The organism is Litoreibacter janthinus, from assembly GCF_900111945.1.
Taxonomy (GTDB): Bacteria; Pseudomonadota; Alphaproteobacteria; order Rhodobacterales; family Rhodobacteraceae; genus Litoreibacter; species Litoreibacter janthinus.
Genome location: NZ_FOYO01000001.1, coordinates 3,043,553 through 3,059,469 on the forward strand (window position 1 = coordinate 3,043,553; position 15,917 = coordinate 3,059,469).

The following is a 15,917-nucleotide window of genomic DNA, read 5'->3' on the forward strand; positions in this document are numbered from 1 at the left end:
CTTATCCGCGCATCGCTTGGGCCATCCGGCCCGCCCGTGCCACAATGTCTGCATCAAGTCCGGTCGTGTGGCCCGCGTTTTCCAGGTGGGCCAGAACGGCCTCTGTCGCGACATTGCCAGCCGCACCGGGCGCATAGGGACACCCGCCCAAGCCCCCGACCGCAGCATCAAACACTCGAACTCCGTGGGACATGGCCACGTCGATGTTCAGCAATGCGCGCGCCGCAGTGTCATGGAAGTGTCCCGCGAGTTTATCAGCGTCGCAGATTTGCGTGACAGCCTTCAACATTGCATCAATCTGCTCCGGCGTGGCACGGCCAACGGTATCGCCCAACGAAACCTCGTAGCAGCCCAGATCGAACAGTTGCGCCACCACGCGGGCCACATCAGCGGGATCCGTCGGGCCGTCATAGGGGCATTCCGCCACGCAGGACACATAGCCGCGCACGGGCATCGGGGCGGCCTCCATGATCGGGATGAACCGCGCGATACTCTCCTCGATCGTCGCGTTCACATTGGCCTTGGAGAACCCTTCCGAGGCGCTGGCGAACACCGCCACCTCGTCCGCCTTCGCGGCAATCGCTCCCTCCAGCCCGCGCATATTGGGCGTCAGCGCGGCGTAAGACACACCGTCCGCACGGGTGATGCCGTGCAACACCTCCGCACTGTCGGCCATTTGAGGCACCCATTTGGGCGAGACGAAACTGGCCACCTCGATCCGCTTGAAGCCCGCCGTGGACAGCATATCCACCAACGCGATCTTGTCGGCGGTGGCGATCTGCGCCTTTTCGTTTTGCAGCCCGTCACGGGGCCCGACCTCGAAGATTTCGACCGCACTCATGCTGGCACCTCATAGAACTCTTTGGGGTAAAGACGCTCCCCGTCCGGCGGCAGAGACTTTTGAAAGCCCTCGCGGGCGGTGATGCGGGCGTACCAAGCGCAAAGGCGCGGGAAAGGTTCGATATGTGCAAAATGACGGCCCGAATACACTGAATAGCCGCATGAAATGTCGGCTGCGGAAAAGCCACCCTCCAGCAAATAGTCGCGATTTTGCAGCCGTCCCTCCAGGGCGGCGTAGCATTTTCCTATCCGCGCCGCCTCCAGCTTCATCACGATGGGACTGCGCATATGATCTTCATACAGGGCGATGTGCTGCTGTGTCAGCGCGGCGCAATGCTGGGTGATGGTCTCGGCGAAATGGACCCAGACCAGCCAGTCGGCCCGCTCGGGGTCGCCCGCAGCGCGGCCAAGGTTCCCTGCGGGGAACGTTTCGCACAGATATTCGGTGATCGCACCTGTCTCGAAAAGCGTTTGCCCGTCGATCTCCAAAGCTGGAACGCGGCCCGAGGGGTTCAGCTTCAGAAAGGCTTCAGAGCGCAGGTTCTTGCCGAACGGATGCACCACCACATCAAACGGCACGCCCAGCTCGTGCAGCAACCACAGGCTGCGCATGGAGCGGGTCTGGTGCGCGTGATGCAGCGTGATCTTAGTCATCATCCGCTTCCATCCGCACCAAGGCAGCCCCTGCCGTCACCTGATCGCCCGCGCTTGTCATCACTTCAGCGACGATCCCGTCCGCGTCGGCGCGCAGGGCGTGTTCCATCTTCATCGCTTCCAGCACAAGCAAACGGTCCCCCGCTTTAACCTGCGCCCCAGCGGCCACATCTACGACCCGCACCAGACCCGGCATCGGTGCACGGGTCACCCCATCGCCTGCCCCTTGGCCCGCATCGCGGTCCAGCGGATCTGACACGGTGAACGCGTATGTATTACCCCAGAACACTGCGCCCTGCGCCCCGTCACACCAAAGGCCCGCAGCGGTTTTCGCTTCGTCGATGATCCATGCGCCATTTATGTGTTCCAGCTCGTGCACAGCGTCTGGCAAGGTGACCTTGAACTGCGAGGGCGCGCGTGTTTCAACCCGCGCCTCCTCCGCCTCGTCAAAGGCGAAGCGAGCGGTCTGCTCAACCCCGCCCCACAGCGACACCCCTGCGAACGCAGGCACCGTGCGGTGCAACCCAAGGGCTGCGACCGCAGCCAATGCACGGGTTTTGGTGCAGGGTGCGGACTGCGCGGTCAAAGCCGCAAGATCGCGCTCGATCAGGCCTGTATCGACATCACCTGCCGCAAATCCTTCATGTTCCGACAGTGCTGCGAGGAAGCCGATATTGGTGACCGTCCCGCCGATTTGCGTCGCCTTCAACGCCCGCGTGAGCTGCGCCAAGGTTGTGGCGCGGTCGGGGCCATGCACCGTCAGCTTGGCAATCATCGGGTCGTAATGCGGACTGATCCCGTCGCCCTCCCGCACGCCGGTATCAATGCGCGCGCCGCTGGCAAAGCGCAGGTGGCGCAGCGTGCCGGTTGCGGGTAGGAAGCCTGCGGGCACGTCCTCTGCATAGATGCGGGCCTCGAAGGAATGGCCGGTGATTGAAAGCTCTTCCTGACGTGCAGGCAGCCCTTCGCCCGATGCCACGCGCAACTGCCATTCGACCAGATCGACGCCGGTGATGGCCTCGGTCACGGGGTGCTCAACCTGAAGGCGAGTGTTCATCTCCATGAAATAGAACCGGTCTGCGTGTAGACCGTCGGACGCGTCCACGATGAACTCCACCGTGCCCGCGCCAGCGTACCCCACCGCCTCCGCTGCGCGCACCGCCGCCTGCCCCATCGCGTCGCGCATCTCGGGTGTCATGCCGGGGGCCGGAGCTTCCTCAATCACCTTTTGGTGGCGACGTTGCAAGGAGCAGTCGCGCTCGAACAGATGCACCGCCTTCGTGCCGTCTCCGAACACCTGCACCTCGATATGGCGGGGGGTGGAGACGTATTTTTCGATCAGCACGGCGGCGTTGCCGAAGGCCTTTTGCGCCTCGGTTTGGGCAGCTTCCAACTCCTGCGCGAAGTCCTTGGGGGCGTTGACCCGCCGCATGCCTTTGCCGCCACCGCCCGCGACCGCCTTGATCAACACGGGGTAGCCGATCTTGTCGGCCTCGGCGGCGAGATTATCTTGGCCCGCCTCGTGGTAGCCCGGCACCACGGGTACGCCCGCTTTGACCATCAACGCCTTGGCGGCGTCCTTCAATCCCATCGCGCGGATGGCGTGGGCGGAGGGGCCGATGAAGGTCAGGCCCGCCTTTTCAACCGCCTCGACGAGATCGGGGTTTTCCGACAGGAAGCCATAGCCCGGGTGGATTGCCTGCGCGCCGGTTGTCAAAGCTGCGTCAATTATGGCGTCGCCCCGCAGGTAGCTTTCCGCAGGCGTGGCACCACCGAGGGAGATAGCTTCGTCAGCCATCGCCACATGGCGGGCCTTTGCGTCCACATCAGAATGGACCGCCACAGTGCCAACGCCCAAGCGGCGGCAGGTATCGATGATCCGGCAAGCGATTTCGCCGCGATTGGCGATGAGGATTTTAGAGAACATCTTTAGCACCTCGTTTTGAGATATGGGCAGCCCACGCGGCGAAGCCGCAGGGCTGGGCGGCACCAAGGGGCTCGATGTCCCTTGGGGACGCCCCGCTTTCGATGGACATCGTCATGCGCACCACCCCGCACGCTGCCCGCCAGTATAAGCGCGACCGTGACCGCTTTTTATCATGCTACGTGCAACCCCCTCACCACCTGCGCGCAGGTAGATAAGTAAGCGCCCGTAGCGGTCCGATCCGTCCGGTGTGATGATGATCTCGCCGGAGGTCCAAAGCAGGGACCGCAGCTTTTGCGTTGCCAACCAACCCGCGGCGAACTCTGAAAGGCATTTATATGAAAAGCGCTCCGGCGCGTCGTAGCTTTTGATCCGCGCCGACCGGACACCCGCTTCTGGGCAGAAGACGCGAAGCGTATCCCCGTCGATGATGTCGAGCGCCACGCAACTCGAACCTGCCCGCGCCAAACCATTGGCAACATCAATCGCGGGTGGTCCAACCAACAGCGCGAACACGGCCCCTGCTCCGATCATCGTGCGAGATGGCCGACGCAGAGAAAAACGCTGCCTAGGCCGTTTGGCTCGGGGCTGCCGGTCAGAAAGCAAAGACCGAAGCCATTTTTCATCCGAACGCCGCTTCACATCCGGAACACGCCGAAGCGTGTCTCCTCTATCGGGGCGTTCAGCGCGGCGCGCAAAGATAACGCCAGCACGTCGCGGGCCTTTCGGGGGTCGACGATGCCGTCATCCCAGAGCCGTGCGGAGGCGTATAACGGATGCGATTGCTCCTCGAACATATCAATCGTGGGTTGCTTGAACGCGGCCTCCTCCTCGGCGGACCATGTGCCGCCCTTGCGCTCGATCCCGTCGCGCTTGACCGTCGCCAGAACGCCGGCAGCCTGCGGGCCGCCCATGACCGAGATGCGCGAATTGGGCCAAGACCACATGAAACGCGGCTGGTAGGCGCGGCCCGCCATGCCGTAATTCCCCGCCCCGAACGAGCCGCCGATCACCATGGTGATTTTCGGCACGGAGGTCGTGGCCACGGCGGTCACCAGCTTGGCGCCGTGCCGCGCGATGCCTTCGTTTTCATACTGGCGCCCGACCATGAAGCCGGTGATGTTTTGCAGGAAGACCAGTGGAATGCGGCGTTGCGAGCAGAGTTCGACGAAATGCGCGCCCTTCTGGGCGGCCTCGGAGAACAGCACGCCGTTGTTGGCGATGATACCCACCTGCATGCCACAGATGTCTGCAAAGCCGGTGACCAGCGTCTCGCCGAAGCGCTTCTTGAACTCGTCGAAGCGGGAGCCGTCGACGATCCGAGCGATCACCTCGCGGATGTCGTAGGGGGTGGTCAAGGAGGCTGGCACAACACCGAGCAATTCGGACGGGTCATAGGCGGGCGCTTCGCCTTGCGTGACGCTGCCAACCCCGCCGCCAATGTTTCCAACCGCCTGCCGCGCCAAGGCCAAAGCATGCGCGTCATCCTCGGCAAGATAATCCGCCACGCCGGACAGGCGCGTGTGCACGTCACCGCCGCCGAGGTCTTCCGCTGTGACAACCTCTCCCGTGGCGGCCTTCACCAAGGGCGGGCCTGCGAGGAAGATGGTGCCTTGTTCCTTCACGATGATGGTGACGTCGGACATGGCGGGCACATAAGCGCCGCCTGCGGTGCAGGAGCCCATGACCACGGCGATCTGCGCGATGCCCTTGGCGGACATGCGGGCCTGATTGTAGAAGATGCGCCCGAAATGGTCGCGGTCGGGGAAGACCTCGTCCTGATTGGGCAGGTTCGCCCCGCCCGAGTCCACGAGGTAGACGCAAGGCAGGTGGTTTTCCTCGGCAATCTCCTGCGCGCGGAGGTGTTTTTTCACCGTCATCGGATAGTAGGTGCCGCCCTTTACGGTGGCATCGTTGCAGACCACCATGACTTGGCGGCCCTGCACCAAGCCGATGCCCGCGATGACACCCGCACAGGGCGCCGCGCCATCGTAGAGCCCGTGGGCAGCCGTGGCACCGACTTCAAGAAACGGCGAGCCGGGGTCGAGCAGGTTGGCGACACGGTCGCGGGGCAGCATCTTGCCGCGGCTCTCGTGGCGTTCGCGCGGGCCTTCGCCGCCGCCCAATGCGGCGTGCTGTGCCGCCTCTCGCACGACACGCAAGGCTTCTAAATTGGCGGTCTCGTTGGCGCGGAACGCCTCGGAGCCGGCGGCGATGTTGGAGGTGAGTTTCATGGGGCGTTACCTCGGTCTCATGTCGCGCAAGGCGATGCTGCGTTCGGCGGTCATGACCAGCAGGCAATTGGCGTAGGCGATGCCGCGCACGGAGCCGCCCTCCCACTGGTCATAGGTCAGGTCACATTCGGCGTCGCGAAAGGCGATCCACGCGCGTTGCACGTTTTGCAAGCCGCCCGCGAGATCGGTGCCTTCGTCAGCGTCGCGGGTTTTCAAGTCGGCTCGGGTGGTCTGGTATTCTTCGTTCAGGATATCGTCCCAAATGGCTGTTTCCGCCGTGATGCAGGTCGCGATACCTTGCGAGGTGGTCCCTCCTGGCAGCAACTGGCACTGGTCCGACGCGGCCCCGAGGCAGTCAGGGCTGCGCTGGCCTTCCGGCGTGGCGGCGTGGCAGGCGTAAATGCGGGCGGGCTCGACGGTCAGGTCCGCAGCAGAGAGCGGAGATGCCATCGCAAGCAATAGCAGCACGAACCTCATTGTTTGATCTCGCAATAGCCCGCCGCAGAGCGGCCTTCCAAGCACGCCGCAAACTCCCCCGACAGGCCCGCCAATTCGCTGATCTCGCACCCTAGCCGCGCGCTCTCTGCGCCGTTGGGCTTTGAGGCCGCAACCTCTTGGCATTTTTGCACAACGTAGCCGGTCCACTGGCCCATCAGGTCCAGCAACTCGGACGAGCCCTCGGACGTGACCGCCTCGATCACCTCGTCCTGCAAGGTTTTCACCGTGCCGGACCATTCCTCCCGCACGCCGCCAAGACAGGTTGCGTGGGCGTCGGTGCCGACCTCGTGGCGCACGCAGGGCTGGAACATCAACTCCACGCATTGCGGCCATGTGGTGCCCGCCTCCATGGTTTCCAAGCACGCCAGCACAAGGACTTTGTCCTGCGCGATGGTGTCTTGTGCCATGGCGGGATTCACGAACAGGGCGGCGATGAGGGGCAAATACTTCATAGACGGTCCTTCAAGCCGCATCGCGCGGGGCGAGCGGGGTTTTGGTGGCCCAGTCGGCGGGGCCGTTTTGCGCGATCAGCCCGCCCAAGGGGCCGACGTGATATTCATAGTGCCGAGTGGCATCAAAGGGCTCCGGGCCGCAAATGACAACCATGCGGGTGGTTTTGACCGGCCCGGGCCGCGCGCGGCAATGGGTCAGCTGCGCGTCTTGGTGGGTGTCGAGGTAGCGGGCGGCGTAGGTTTCGATAATCTGGGTTTCGGTGAGTTTGAGGGTTTGGGAGCGGTAGGCGGCAGCGGCTGCGATGAGCAGCAGGGTCAGGAGCGTAAGGGAGATGTAGTGCACGGGGCGGAGGGTCATTTGGGCGCACCTGATTGTACCAGTCGCGCGGCCTCTCTAGCTGAGGTCCATTGCAGAAATACCGTCATGTGAGCGCAGAAGGCGTTGGCATCTGGCATGAGTTTGCGAAGCTTGGGGTCCTTGCGGAAAAAGGCGCGCGCATCGTCGGTGCAATCGAATGACTGAGTGCCATTTCGAACCATAGCGATCAGGTCTGAGGCTGCACGGAACTTACTATCTGGCTTAAAGTCTTGCGGAATTTCCGCGCGCAGGGTTTCGGTGTGTGCGGCAAGCGTATCGCGGAATTTGAGCGCGCACAGGCGTGGTTTGCTCTCGAAGCTACACACCGCAGAGATGTGTTCGATGCAAGTTTGATCGTAGATCTCGGCGCGGTCGTTTGGCAGCGTATCGACATAGCGCGCGCAACTTTGCAGCGAGACACCGGGATCAAAGGCCTGAGCCGCGGTTGGGCCAGGGGCCAGCAAGGCCAAGAGTGTGAGAGCCAGCCTCACCCCATCGCCCCCATCAGCTCCCGACCGACCAGCATCCGCCTGATCTCGGAAGTCCCTGCCCCGATCTCCATCAGCTTGGCGTCGCGGAACAGGCGGGCCACGGGGGCGTCAGCCAAAAATCCAGCTCCGCCCATCGCCTGCACGGCTTGGTGGGCTTGGACCATGGCTTGCTCGGACGCATAGAGACAGCATGCAGCCGCGTCTTGCCTCGTGATATTCCCACGATCACAGGCACGACCCGCTTCGTAGACATAGGCGCGGGCGGAGTTCATGGCTGTATACATATCCGCAATCTTGCCCTGCATCAGTTGGAACGAGCCGATGGGTTTGCCGAACTGCTTGCGCTCCACCATGTAGGGCATGACCTCGTCCAGACAGGCGGCCATGATGCCGGTGCCGATACCCGCCAGAACCACGCGTTCATAGTCTAGACCGGACATGAGGACACGCACGCCGCGCCCCTCCTCGCCCAGCACGTTCTCGAACGGGACTTCGACATCGTCGAAGATCAGCTCCGCGGTGTTGGAGCCGCGCATGCCAAGCTTGTCGAAATGTGGGGAGGTGGAGAAGCCTTTCATCGACTTCTCGATGATGAAGGCTGTGATGCCTTTGGGGCCAGCGTCAGGATCGGTCTTGGCGTAGACCACCAAGGTGGAGGCGTCGGGGCCATTGGTGATCCAGTATTTATTGCCGGAGAGGCGGTAGTGATCGTTGCGCTTTTCCGCCTTCAACGACATGGAAACAACGTCGGAGCCTGCGCCCGCCTCGGACATCGCCAAAGCGCCGACATGCTCGCCGGAAATGAGTCCGGGGAGGTATTGCGCCTTCTGCTCCGCGGTGCCGTTCAGCTTGATCTGGTTTACGCAAAGGTTGGAATGTGCGCCGTAGGACAGCGACACGGATGCGGAGGCGCGGGCGATTTCCTCGACCGCGATCACATGGGCCAGATAGCTCATGCCGGAGCCGCCGTCTTCCTCTGGTACGGTGATCCCAAGCAGGCCCAGTTCGCCCATTTCGGTCCACAGATGTGCGGGAAATTCATTGGAGGCGTCGACCTCGGCGGCGATCGGTTTGACGCGTTCTTGCGCCCAGCGGTGCACCATGTCGCGCAAGGCGTTGACGTCTTCTCCCAAGTCGAAATTCATCGAAGCGTTAAACATGGTAGTCCTCCCCGTTATTGAACGCACGTTCAAATACTAGAGCGGGGATTATCACTGGTCAACAGAGTCGGTGACCTCTAGAGGCGACTCATAAAAAATCAATTGTTGGCAGTTACCATCTCAGGCGCCCCAAAAGGTAAGGTATTCCTTACCTCAAGGGCGGCGTTTCGCCACTAAGCCCTTGTCATTCCTGCATTTACCTTGCCTTTGGAGCAGATTCTGCCGCATTTTCGTCACAGTCTAACACCCAGATAATCGAGACAACAAAAATGATCTATCTAGCCTTCTACAGGGGAGAGGGTCGGCCGTTAAGCGACACGCTCGTCAAGTGGGTCACCCGCTCCGAGTTCTCGCATTGTGAGTTACTAGTGAGTTCCCGCCAGCCCAAAACCGGCGAAACCCATCGCTGCGTCACCGCCCAAGGGAAAAACGGCGGCGTCTGCGTGCGCGACCTCTACTTCCGAGAGGGCGCCTATGAATTCGTGCAGGTGCCTTGGGCCCCGCATGACACATTCTCCCGCGCAGCCCGGCATGTCGGTCGAGGCTACGACTATTGGGGATTGCTGATGAGCCAGTTCATCAACTTGCGCCGCCATGTGGAGGATCGCTATTTCTGCTCCAAGTTATGTGCGGAGGCACTTGGCCTCGCACAGGCGCATACCTACGCGCCGGGTGATCTGAAACGCATCGTAGAAGAGCATAACCGCGTCTACCGCATGGCCCATATCGCCGCGACACAGTCTTTGCCTGTGCACGGGGTCGTTGCGGGGCAACCGGACCTGTCGCCGTCGCCAGCCAACGAGCCGGGATATCCTGCCAATGGACTGTCCGTCCTAGCCCGCCAAGGCCGTTCGGCCATGAAGGGCACGGGCCTCGCTTTGAATTATTCGGGCGATCAGCTCGCAATCCTCGATGGAGAAGGTCAGCGGCAGGCGCATGTCCAGCAGGCCCGACAAAATGTTGTCCGTCCGCGCCAAAGCCTGAGGCCGCGCATAGCGCCAGCTGTCATAGCGCGAGGTGAAGGCCTTGGGTTCGGCCGCGCCGAACCATTTAAGCTCAACACCGCGCGATGCGCATCTGGAGGTAAACTCCTCAATTTCAGCAGGCGAAGCCTCGGGCAGCCGGAACTGGATGGATGAACCGACATAAACCCCACGCGGGTCACGTTCGATAATGGCCAGTCCGGGGGCATTGCGCAAACCGGACTCCAGCGCTGCGTAGCGTGCGTTCCACGCATCCACCTGCGCAGTCAGACGCGCAAGTTGCGGGCGCAGGATAGCTGCGCGCAGATTGTCCATGCGGCCCGAGATGTTCGGGGTGACGTATTTCACCCGCTCGAAGACCTCGGCAGGTGGTCCCGCCAAGTGACGTTCATAAAGCATATAGGAGCCGGACAGAATGATAGCGCGGGCCATCACCTCATCATCGTCGGAGATCAGAAAGCCGCCCTCGCCCGAATTCACGTGCTTGTAGGTCTGGCAGGAATAGCAACCCACCTTGCCATGACGACCTGACGGGGTGCCTTGCCAACTGGCGCCCATTGTATGGGCGCAATCCTCAATCACCGTGACGCCCGCCGCGTTGCAAATCGCCATCAGTCGATCCATGTCGCACAGATGTCCCCGCATATGGGACAGCAGCAGATAGCGCGCGGCGGAGGCCTCGATCTGCGCCTCAAGGTCATCCAAATCGATGGTCAGATTGTCGGCAGTTTCCACGAATAGCGGTTCCGCCCCGACCGAGGCAATCGCCCCCGGTACTGGTGCCAGCGTGAACCCGTTGGACAAGACCGTGTCGCCCGGCTTGACGCCTACCGCGCGTAGCGCGCATCCCATCGCGTAGCCGCCGGAGGCCACAGCCAGCGCGTATTTTGCGCCCGTGAAGGCTGCAAATTCCTGCTCTAGCAACGCGGTTTCTCCCAGTTCGCCCGAAGTGACGTTATAGCGGTGTAGGCGACCGTGCTGCAAAACAGCCATCGCGGCAGCAATCCCTTCCTCAGGGATCGGTTCTTGTTGGGTAAAGCTGCCGTCAAAAACCTCGAACATCTTTCTTGCCTCCGGACGTTGCGGGGTCGACCTTGGGCGGGCGCCTGAGGACAGTCAAGCGATGAGGCGTGCAACAATCGCGTCAAGATCATCAAAGTGGTCGATCAACGCCTCTGGCTTCAGCGCAACCACCTCACGCCCCCCCGGCCCGAAGGTCACAAGGATCGACGGCGCTCCGGCATTGGTCGAAGTATCGCGGTCGGTTTGCGTATCGCCCACCAGTACAGCGCGGGACGGATCGCCCCCCGCCCGCATCACCGCCTCAACGAAGGGCTTTGGGTCGGGCTTGCGTACAGGCAGCGTGTCCGCACCGACAAGGCTGTGGAAGACGTCGCGAAAATCCAGCTCTGCCATAAGCTGTTCAGCCAATCCTTCGGGTTTGTTGGTGCAAATTCCTACCTTGTAGCCATTGTCACGCAGGCGGCTCACTGCCTCCCGCGCTCCGGGATAGAGTGTTGTATATCTGGCAATGTCACGCGCATAGGCATCGATCACGACCGGAAAATTGGCGTCGATATCAGCAGAGCTATAGTCAATCCCAAGCCGGTCGAACCCGAGCGTCAGCATCGCACGCACGCCTTTGACCGCAGTTCCAGCGTCAGTGGCTGTGGTCAGAACGTCCCCGTGCCCCAGAGCGCGGAAACAGACATTTGCAGCGGCCAGCAGGTCGCCACTGGTGTCGGCCAGCGTGCCATCGAGGTCAAATATTACCGTACGCATGAAAGCCTCCTGTAACGCGGCGAAATCTGTTGTGACGTATCCGCACCTTGCACCGCAGCGCGATACGGATAGAACGGGGCCGACAAGAAGGAAAGGCCGGGAAACCGGGAATGGCCTCGCGCGTGAGCAGTAAACCAGTCGCTTTGATACTTTTGGCCGCCGGACAAGGCAGCCGCATGAACTCGGACCTTCCCAAGGTTCTGCACCAGATCGGGTCCGCCCCGCTGGCCGTCCACGCCTTGCGTGCCGCAACGGCCCTTGAGCCGGAGAAGACAGTTGTGGTGACGGGCCATGGTGCTGACAAGGTCGAGGCGACTTTATCAAAGCACTATGACGATCTGATCTTCGCCCGTCAGACAGAGCAAAACGGCACCGCCCACGCGGTCGATCAAGCGCGCTCGGCGTTAGAAGGCTTTGCTGGTGACGCGGTGGTTCTGTATGGGGATACGCCATTCGTGTCAGGAGACACGCTTCAACACATGGCCGACGCCCGTAAGACGGCAGACGTCGTCGTGCTTGGGTTCAAGGCCGACAAGCCGGGTCGCTATGGTCGACTTATCACCAACGGCGCATCTTTGGAAAAGATCGTTGAAGCAAAAGACGCAACGGCTGAACAACTTGCCGTAAAGCTTTGTAATTCAGGCGTTATTATGTGTCAGTCCCAAACGCTGTTCGAGCTGATCTCAGAAGTTCAGAACAACAACGCAACTGGCGAATTCTACCTGACGGATATCGTCGGCCTCGCCCGCGAGCGCGGCCTGACCGCTGTCGCTGTGACTTGCGACGAAGCAGAGACACTGGGCATCAACACCCGCGAAGAACTCGCCGCTGCGGAAAGAACGTTCCAAACCCGAATGCGCGCAGAGGCTATGGAGACCGGCGTCTCCCTCGCCGATCCGGACAGCACCTTTTTTGCCTATGACACGGTTCTAGGCCGTGACGCGATGATCGGGCCAAATGTCGTCTTTGGCCCTGACGTGACGGTTGAATCCGGCGCAGAGATCAAGGCCTTCTGCCACCTCGAAGGGTGCCATGTGTCGCAAGGATCCGTCGTTGGCCCCTTCGCACGCCTGCGCCCGGGCGCAGAGTTGGAAGAAGGTGCCAAGGTTGGCAATTTCGTGGAGATCAAAAACGCCACATTGGCCGAAGGTGCCAAGGTCAACCACCTGTCTTATGTGGGCGACGCGCATGTAGGCGCAGGCGCGAATATTGGCGCGGGCACCATCACATGTAATTACGACGGGGTCTTCAAGCACCGCACGACTATTGGTGCAGGCGCCTTTATTGGCTCAAACACCCTGTTGATCGCGCCGGTCGATGTCGGCGCAGATGCCATGACCGGCTCTGGCACTGTCGTGACAGAAGATGTGCCCGACGGCGATCTGGCCCTGTCGCGGGTGCGGCAGACAAACAAAGCGGGTTTCGCGCGTAAGCTGATGCAAATGCTGCGCGCTAAAAAGATGAAAAAGGACGCGTAAATGTGTGGAATTGTTGGAGTTCTCGGGACACATGAAGTCGCCCCGATTATCGTAGAGGCGCTGAAACGCCTTGAGTATCGCGGCTATGACAGCGCCGGAATCGCGACGGTAAACGATGGTACGCTTGACCGTCGTCGCGCCGTGGGCAAGCTGGTCAACCTGTCGGACTTGCTGGTTCACAACCCGCTGCCCGGCAAGGCCGGGATCGGGCATACCCGCTGGGCCACGCACGGTGCGCCTTCGGTGGTGAACGCGCACCCGCACCGCTCCGGCCCAGTTGCCGTGGTTCACAACGGAATTATTGAAAATTTCAAAGACCTACGCGCAGATCTTAAGAAAGACGGCTATGTTGCCGAAACGGAGACAGATACGGAAACCGTCGTTCTTCTGGCGCGCCGCTTTCTGGATCAAGGCCTGAGCCCGCGCGATGCCGCCGAGCAGACCATTGCTAAGCTGGAAGGGGCCTTTGCGCTGTGCTTCCTGTTCCACGGTGAGGATGATCTGATGATCGCTGCACGCAAGGGCTCTCCCCTTGCCGTTGGCCATGGAGATGGCGAAATGTATGTCGGCTCTGACGCAATTGCGCTGGCACCGATGACAAACCGCGTCACCTATCTGGAGGAAGGCGACCGAGCCGTCCTGACCCGCACCAGCGTCGAAATCTTCGATGGCCAAGGGAACTTGGCGAACCGTCCGATCAAGACCCTGGCTCTTGATGAGGCCCGGATCGAAAAAGCCGGCCACAAACACTTCATGGCCAAAGAGATCGCGGAACAACCCATCGTTCTTGCCGATGCGCTTGCGGCTTACAGCACCCCGGATCGCAAAGGCATCGAACTGCCCAGCGGAACCTTGGACTTTACCAAATGTGATCGCATCACAATGGTGGCCTGCGGCACAGCCAATCTTGCCTGTCAGGTCGCTAAATATTGGTTCGAGCAGATCGCGGGGCTGCCCGTTGATGTCGATATCGCATCTGAATTCCGCTATCGCCAGCCGGTTATCTCGGACAAATCCTACGCTCTATTTGTCTCGCAATCCGGCGAAACCGCCGACACTTTGGCCGCCTTGCGCTACGCCAAGGACCGCGCTGCGATGATCCTGTCGGTGGTCAACGTGCCCGAAAGCTCGATCGCGCGGGAAAGCGATTTGGCCCTGCCAATCATGGCGGGTGTCGAAGTCGGTGTGGCCTCCACCAAAGCGTTTACGTGTCAGTTGCTCGCCCTTGCGGCGCTGGCGCTTAAAGCAGGTCATCAGCGCGGGCATCTCGACGATGCAGCACTCGCCGCTCATATGAAAGACCTGAACCTTCTGCCGGGCGTTTTGAACCAATCCCTCGCGCTGGAAAAACCCATCAAACGCATCGCCCGTAAAATCGCCTCGGCCCAAGATGTGCTGTTTTTGGGGCGCGGACCGATGTACCCTCTGGCACTGGAAGGCGCGCTTAAGTTAAAAGAAATCAGCTATATACATGCCGAAGGTTATGCATCAGGCGAACTGAAGCACGGCCCGATCGCTCTGATTGACAAGAACGTTCCAGTGGTGGTTATGGCCCCGACGGACGAGCTGTTCGACAAGACGGTATCCAACATGCAGGAAGTCATGGCGCGCGGCGGCAAGGTCGTTTTGATCACCGATGCGCAAGGCGCAAAAATAGCCAGTGACGGAGTTTGGGAAAGCGTGATCATGCCCAATATCAGCCCGTTCCTCGCGCCCATTCTCTATGCCGTTCCGGCCCAGCTCCTTGCCTATCACACGGCCGTCGCCAAGGGCACTGATGTGGACCAGCCGCGCAATCTCGCCAAATCTGTGACCGTGGAATGAGCCCCGCAGAGGCGCTGGCCCATCTCGAAAGCATCGGCATCCCCGGAAAGGCAGCAGGCATGGCAGCCTATCACGGGGTCGAGCGGCGCTATTTAGGAATTGCCACACCGGAACTCGACGCTTTGGCAAAAGACTGGCGCGGAGAGGACTTGGCCGAGCGGCTGAGCCTGGCCGCTGCCCTTTGGGACAGCAACATCCACGAGGCGCGGATTTGCGCCGCCAAGCTGCTCACGCAGGCCCGCCTTCGTCCCGATGATACAGCGGCTTGGGATTTGATTGTGTCCTGGCTGCCCGATGTGGACTGTGTAGCGATCGCCGACCAAGTTGCAAACGCGGGCTCCAAACGCGTTGTTTGGGACACCACGCGCCTGTCAGAGATGGTCGCTTGGACCGCCTCGGACCATGTCTGGACACGCCGCGCGGTTCTGGATTTCACCCAACCTTGGACAAAGCAGAACCGTGCAAAGCTGGCAGATGAGGCCGTTCGCGACACTGTTTTGGGGTGGGCGGCTCAATATGCCGAAGATCATGACCCTCTAATCCAGCGCGCCGTTGCTTGGTGGTTGCGTGATCTGTCGCGCCATGATGCCCCGCGCGTTCAGGCGTTTCTGGAGGAACACGGCGAACGCATGACCCGCTCGGCGCGTCGCGAAGCCGCGCAAATGCTAAAACGGCAAGGCTAGCTTTTCGACACTGTCAGGGTTGCGAGATCGGTCAAACCCAGATCCAAAGCCCGCATGGCCGCCAGTGAAATGCGGCTTCCTGCGGAGGACGGCCCGTCGATGGGGATAAGCTTGACCTGAACCACAGCACCGCCCTGCGTCTCAACAGACCCTTGGGTTTCAACACTCACCAAAGGTGTGCGCAGCCAGAACCCCTGCTCAGTCGGATCGCCAAGGCTGGCCACCGTGGTGCCCAGCACCGATCCACCTGCGGGTGCGACCGTTGCTGCCTTTTTCTCTGCCTCGGTGGTCTTATCAAGCGCAGCGGCGCTTTGTCCTCCGGCACCGACTTCCACGACGGACGGCTCCGCCACAGGTTCCTCTGGCGCGTTGATGGCGCTCAGAGGTTCGTCAACCTGCGGCTCCTCCTGCGCGGGCCGCGTCATCAGGCCTTCGAACGGGTTGGAGAACTGCCCCCCACAAGCTGTGAGAGACAGGGCGAGGGCGAAGAAAAGGAAATGGCGTGTCATGACAAAAACGTTAGCGTGTCGCAAAGCGATCATCAACGACCTTAGGA

Annotated in this window: 16 protein-coding genes; 3 read left to right on the top strand and 13 right to left on the bottom strand. The window is 61.3% G+C overall.

The genetic code is table 11. From position 1 onward, the window contains the following. Position 1 precedes the first annotated feature (1 nt). From BM352_RS15230 to BM352_RS15285, 12 genes are all read right to left on the bottom strand, one after another. On the bottom strand, positions 2-841 hold the full coding sequence (locus tag BM352_RS15230) for a hydroxymethylglutaryl-CoA lyase (RefSeq protein WP_090218509.1): 840 nt from the start codon (positions 839-841) through the stop codon (positions 2-4). Further along, a complete protein-coding gene (locus tag BM352_RS15235) occupies positions 838-1,494 on the bottom strand; it encodes a glutathione S-transferase family protein (protein WP_090218511.1) in 657 nt (218 codons plus the stop codon). The genes BM352_RS15230 and BM352_RS15235 overlap by 4 nt, the downstream gene beginning before the upstream one ends. After that, positions 1,487-3,421, bottom strand: coding sequence for an ATP-binding protein (locus BM352_RS15240; protein ID WP_090218513.1), 1,935 nt, complete (start codon positions 3,419-3,421; stop codon positions 1,487-1,489). Before BM352_RS15240 ends, BM352_RS15235 begins: the two co-directional genes overlap by 8 nt. 111 nt (positions 3,422-3,532) lie before the next feature. Further along, a complete protein-coding gene (locus BM352_RS15245) occupies positions 3,533-3,952 on the bottom strand; it encodes a thermonuclease family protein (RefSeq protein WP_090218516.1) in 420 nt (139 codons plus the stop codon). 104 nt (positions 3,953-4,056) lie between these two features. Next, the gene (locus tag BM352_RS15250) at positions 4,057-5,652 is read right to left on the bottom strand and encodes a carboxyl transferase domain-containing protein (RefSeq protein ID WP_090218519.1); all 1,596 of its coding nucleotides are present in this window, start codon (positions 5,650-5,652) and stop codon (positions 4,057-4,059) included. Between the two features lie 6 nt (positions 5,653-5,658). Beyond that, complete coding sequence (locus BM352_RS19010) at positions 5,659-6,129, bottom strand: lysozyme inhibitor LprI family protein (RefSeq protein WP_175500705.1); 471 nt, start codon at positions 6,127-6,129, stop codon at positions 5,659-5,661. Then, positions 6,126-6,602 (bottom strand): hypothetical protein, encoded by a 477-nt coding sequence (locus BM352_RS19015; protein WP_175500706.1) that lies wholly within the window; start codon positions 6,600-6,602, stop codon positions 6,126-6,128. The genes BM352_RS19010 and BM352_RS19015 overlap by 4 nt, the downstream gene beginning before the upstream one ends. A 10-nt stretch (positions 6,603-6,612) precedes the next feature. Next, complete coding sequence (locus BM352_RS15260) at positions 6,613-6,960, bottom strand: hypothetical protein (RefSeq protein WP_090218524.1); 348 nt, start codon at positions 6,958-6,960, stop codon at positions 6,613-6,615. Beyond that, positions 6,957-7,451 carry a hypothetical protein gene (locus BM352_RS15265; RefSeq protein WP_090218527.1) on the bottom strand — a complete coding sequence of 165 codons (495 nt, stop codon included), beginning with the start codon at positions 7,449-7,451 and terminating at the stop codon, positions 6,957-6,959. The genes BM352_RS15260 and BM352_RS15265 overlap by 4 nt, the downstream gene beginning before the upstream one ends. After that, a complete protein-coding gene (locus BM352_RS15270) occupies positions 7,448-8,611 on the bottom strand; it encodes an acyl-CoA dehydrogenase family protein (RefSeq protein ID WP_090218530.1) in 1,164 nt (387 codons plus the stop codon). Before BM352_RS15270 ends, BM352_RS15265 begins: the two co-directional genes overlap by 4 nt. Positions 8,612-9,444: 833 nt before the next feature. Next, positions 9,445-10,656, bottom strand: a complete 1,212-nt coding sequence (locus BM352_RS15280; protein ID WP_090218535.1) for a DegT/DnrJ/EryC1/StrS family aminotransferase — start codon at positions 10,654-10,656, stop codon at positions 9,445-9,447. Between the two features lie 54 nt (positions 10,657-10,710). Then, positions 10,711-11,376, bottom strand: a complete 666-nt coding sequence (locus BM352_RS15285) for an HAD-IA family hydrolase (protein WP_090218539.1) — start codon at positions 11,374-11,376, stop codon at positions 10,711-10,713. A 122-nt stretch (positions 11,377-11,498) separates the two neighbouring features. On the opposite strand from BM352_RS15285, the gene glmU reads away from it, so the two are divergent. From glmU to BM352_RS15300, 3 genes are read left to right on the top strand one after another with little or no spacing between them, the layout of a single operon-like run. Then, positions 11,499-12,854, top strand: coding sequence for a bifunctional UDP-N-acetylglucosamine diphosphorylase/glucosamine-1-phosphate N-acetyltransferase GlmU (gene glmU / locus BM352_RS15290; RefSeq protein WP_281245119.1), 1,356 nt, complete (start codon positions 11,499-11,501; stop codon positions 12,852-12,854). After that, entirely contained in the window at positions 12,855-14,678 is a 1,824-nt protein-coding gene (gene glmS / locus BM352_RS15295) for a glutamine--fructose-6-phosphate transaminase (isomerizing) (RefSeq protein WP_090218544.1), read from the top strand. Further along, positions 14,675-15,361, top strand: a complete 687-nt coding sequence (locus BM352_RS15300) for a DNA alkylation repair protein (protein WP_090218547.1) — start codon at positions 14,675-14,677, stop codon at positions 15,359-15,361. Before glmS ends, BM352_RS15300 begins: the two co-directional genes overlap by 4 nt. Here BM352_RS15300 and BM352_RS15305 read toward each other — a convergent pair. Beyond that, on the bottom strand, positions 15,358-15,870 hold the full coding sequence (locus BM352_RS15305; RefSeq protein ID WP_139229846.1) for a hypothetical protein: 513 nt from the start codon (positions 15,868-15,870) through the stop codon (positions 15,358-15,360). The two genes, BM352_RS15300 and BM352_RS15305, sit on opposite strands and share 4 nt — an antisense overlap. Positions 15,871-15,917 lie beyond the last annotated feature (47 nt).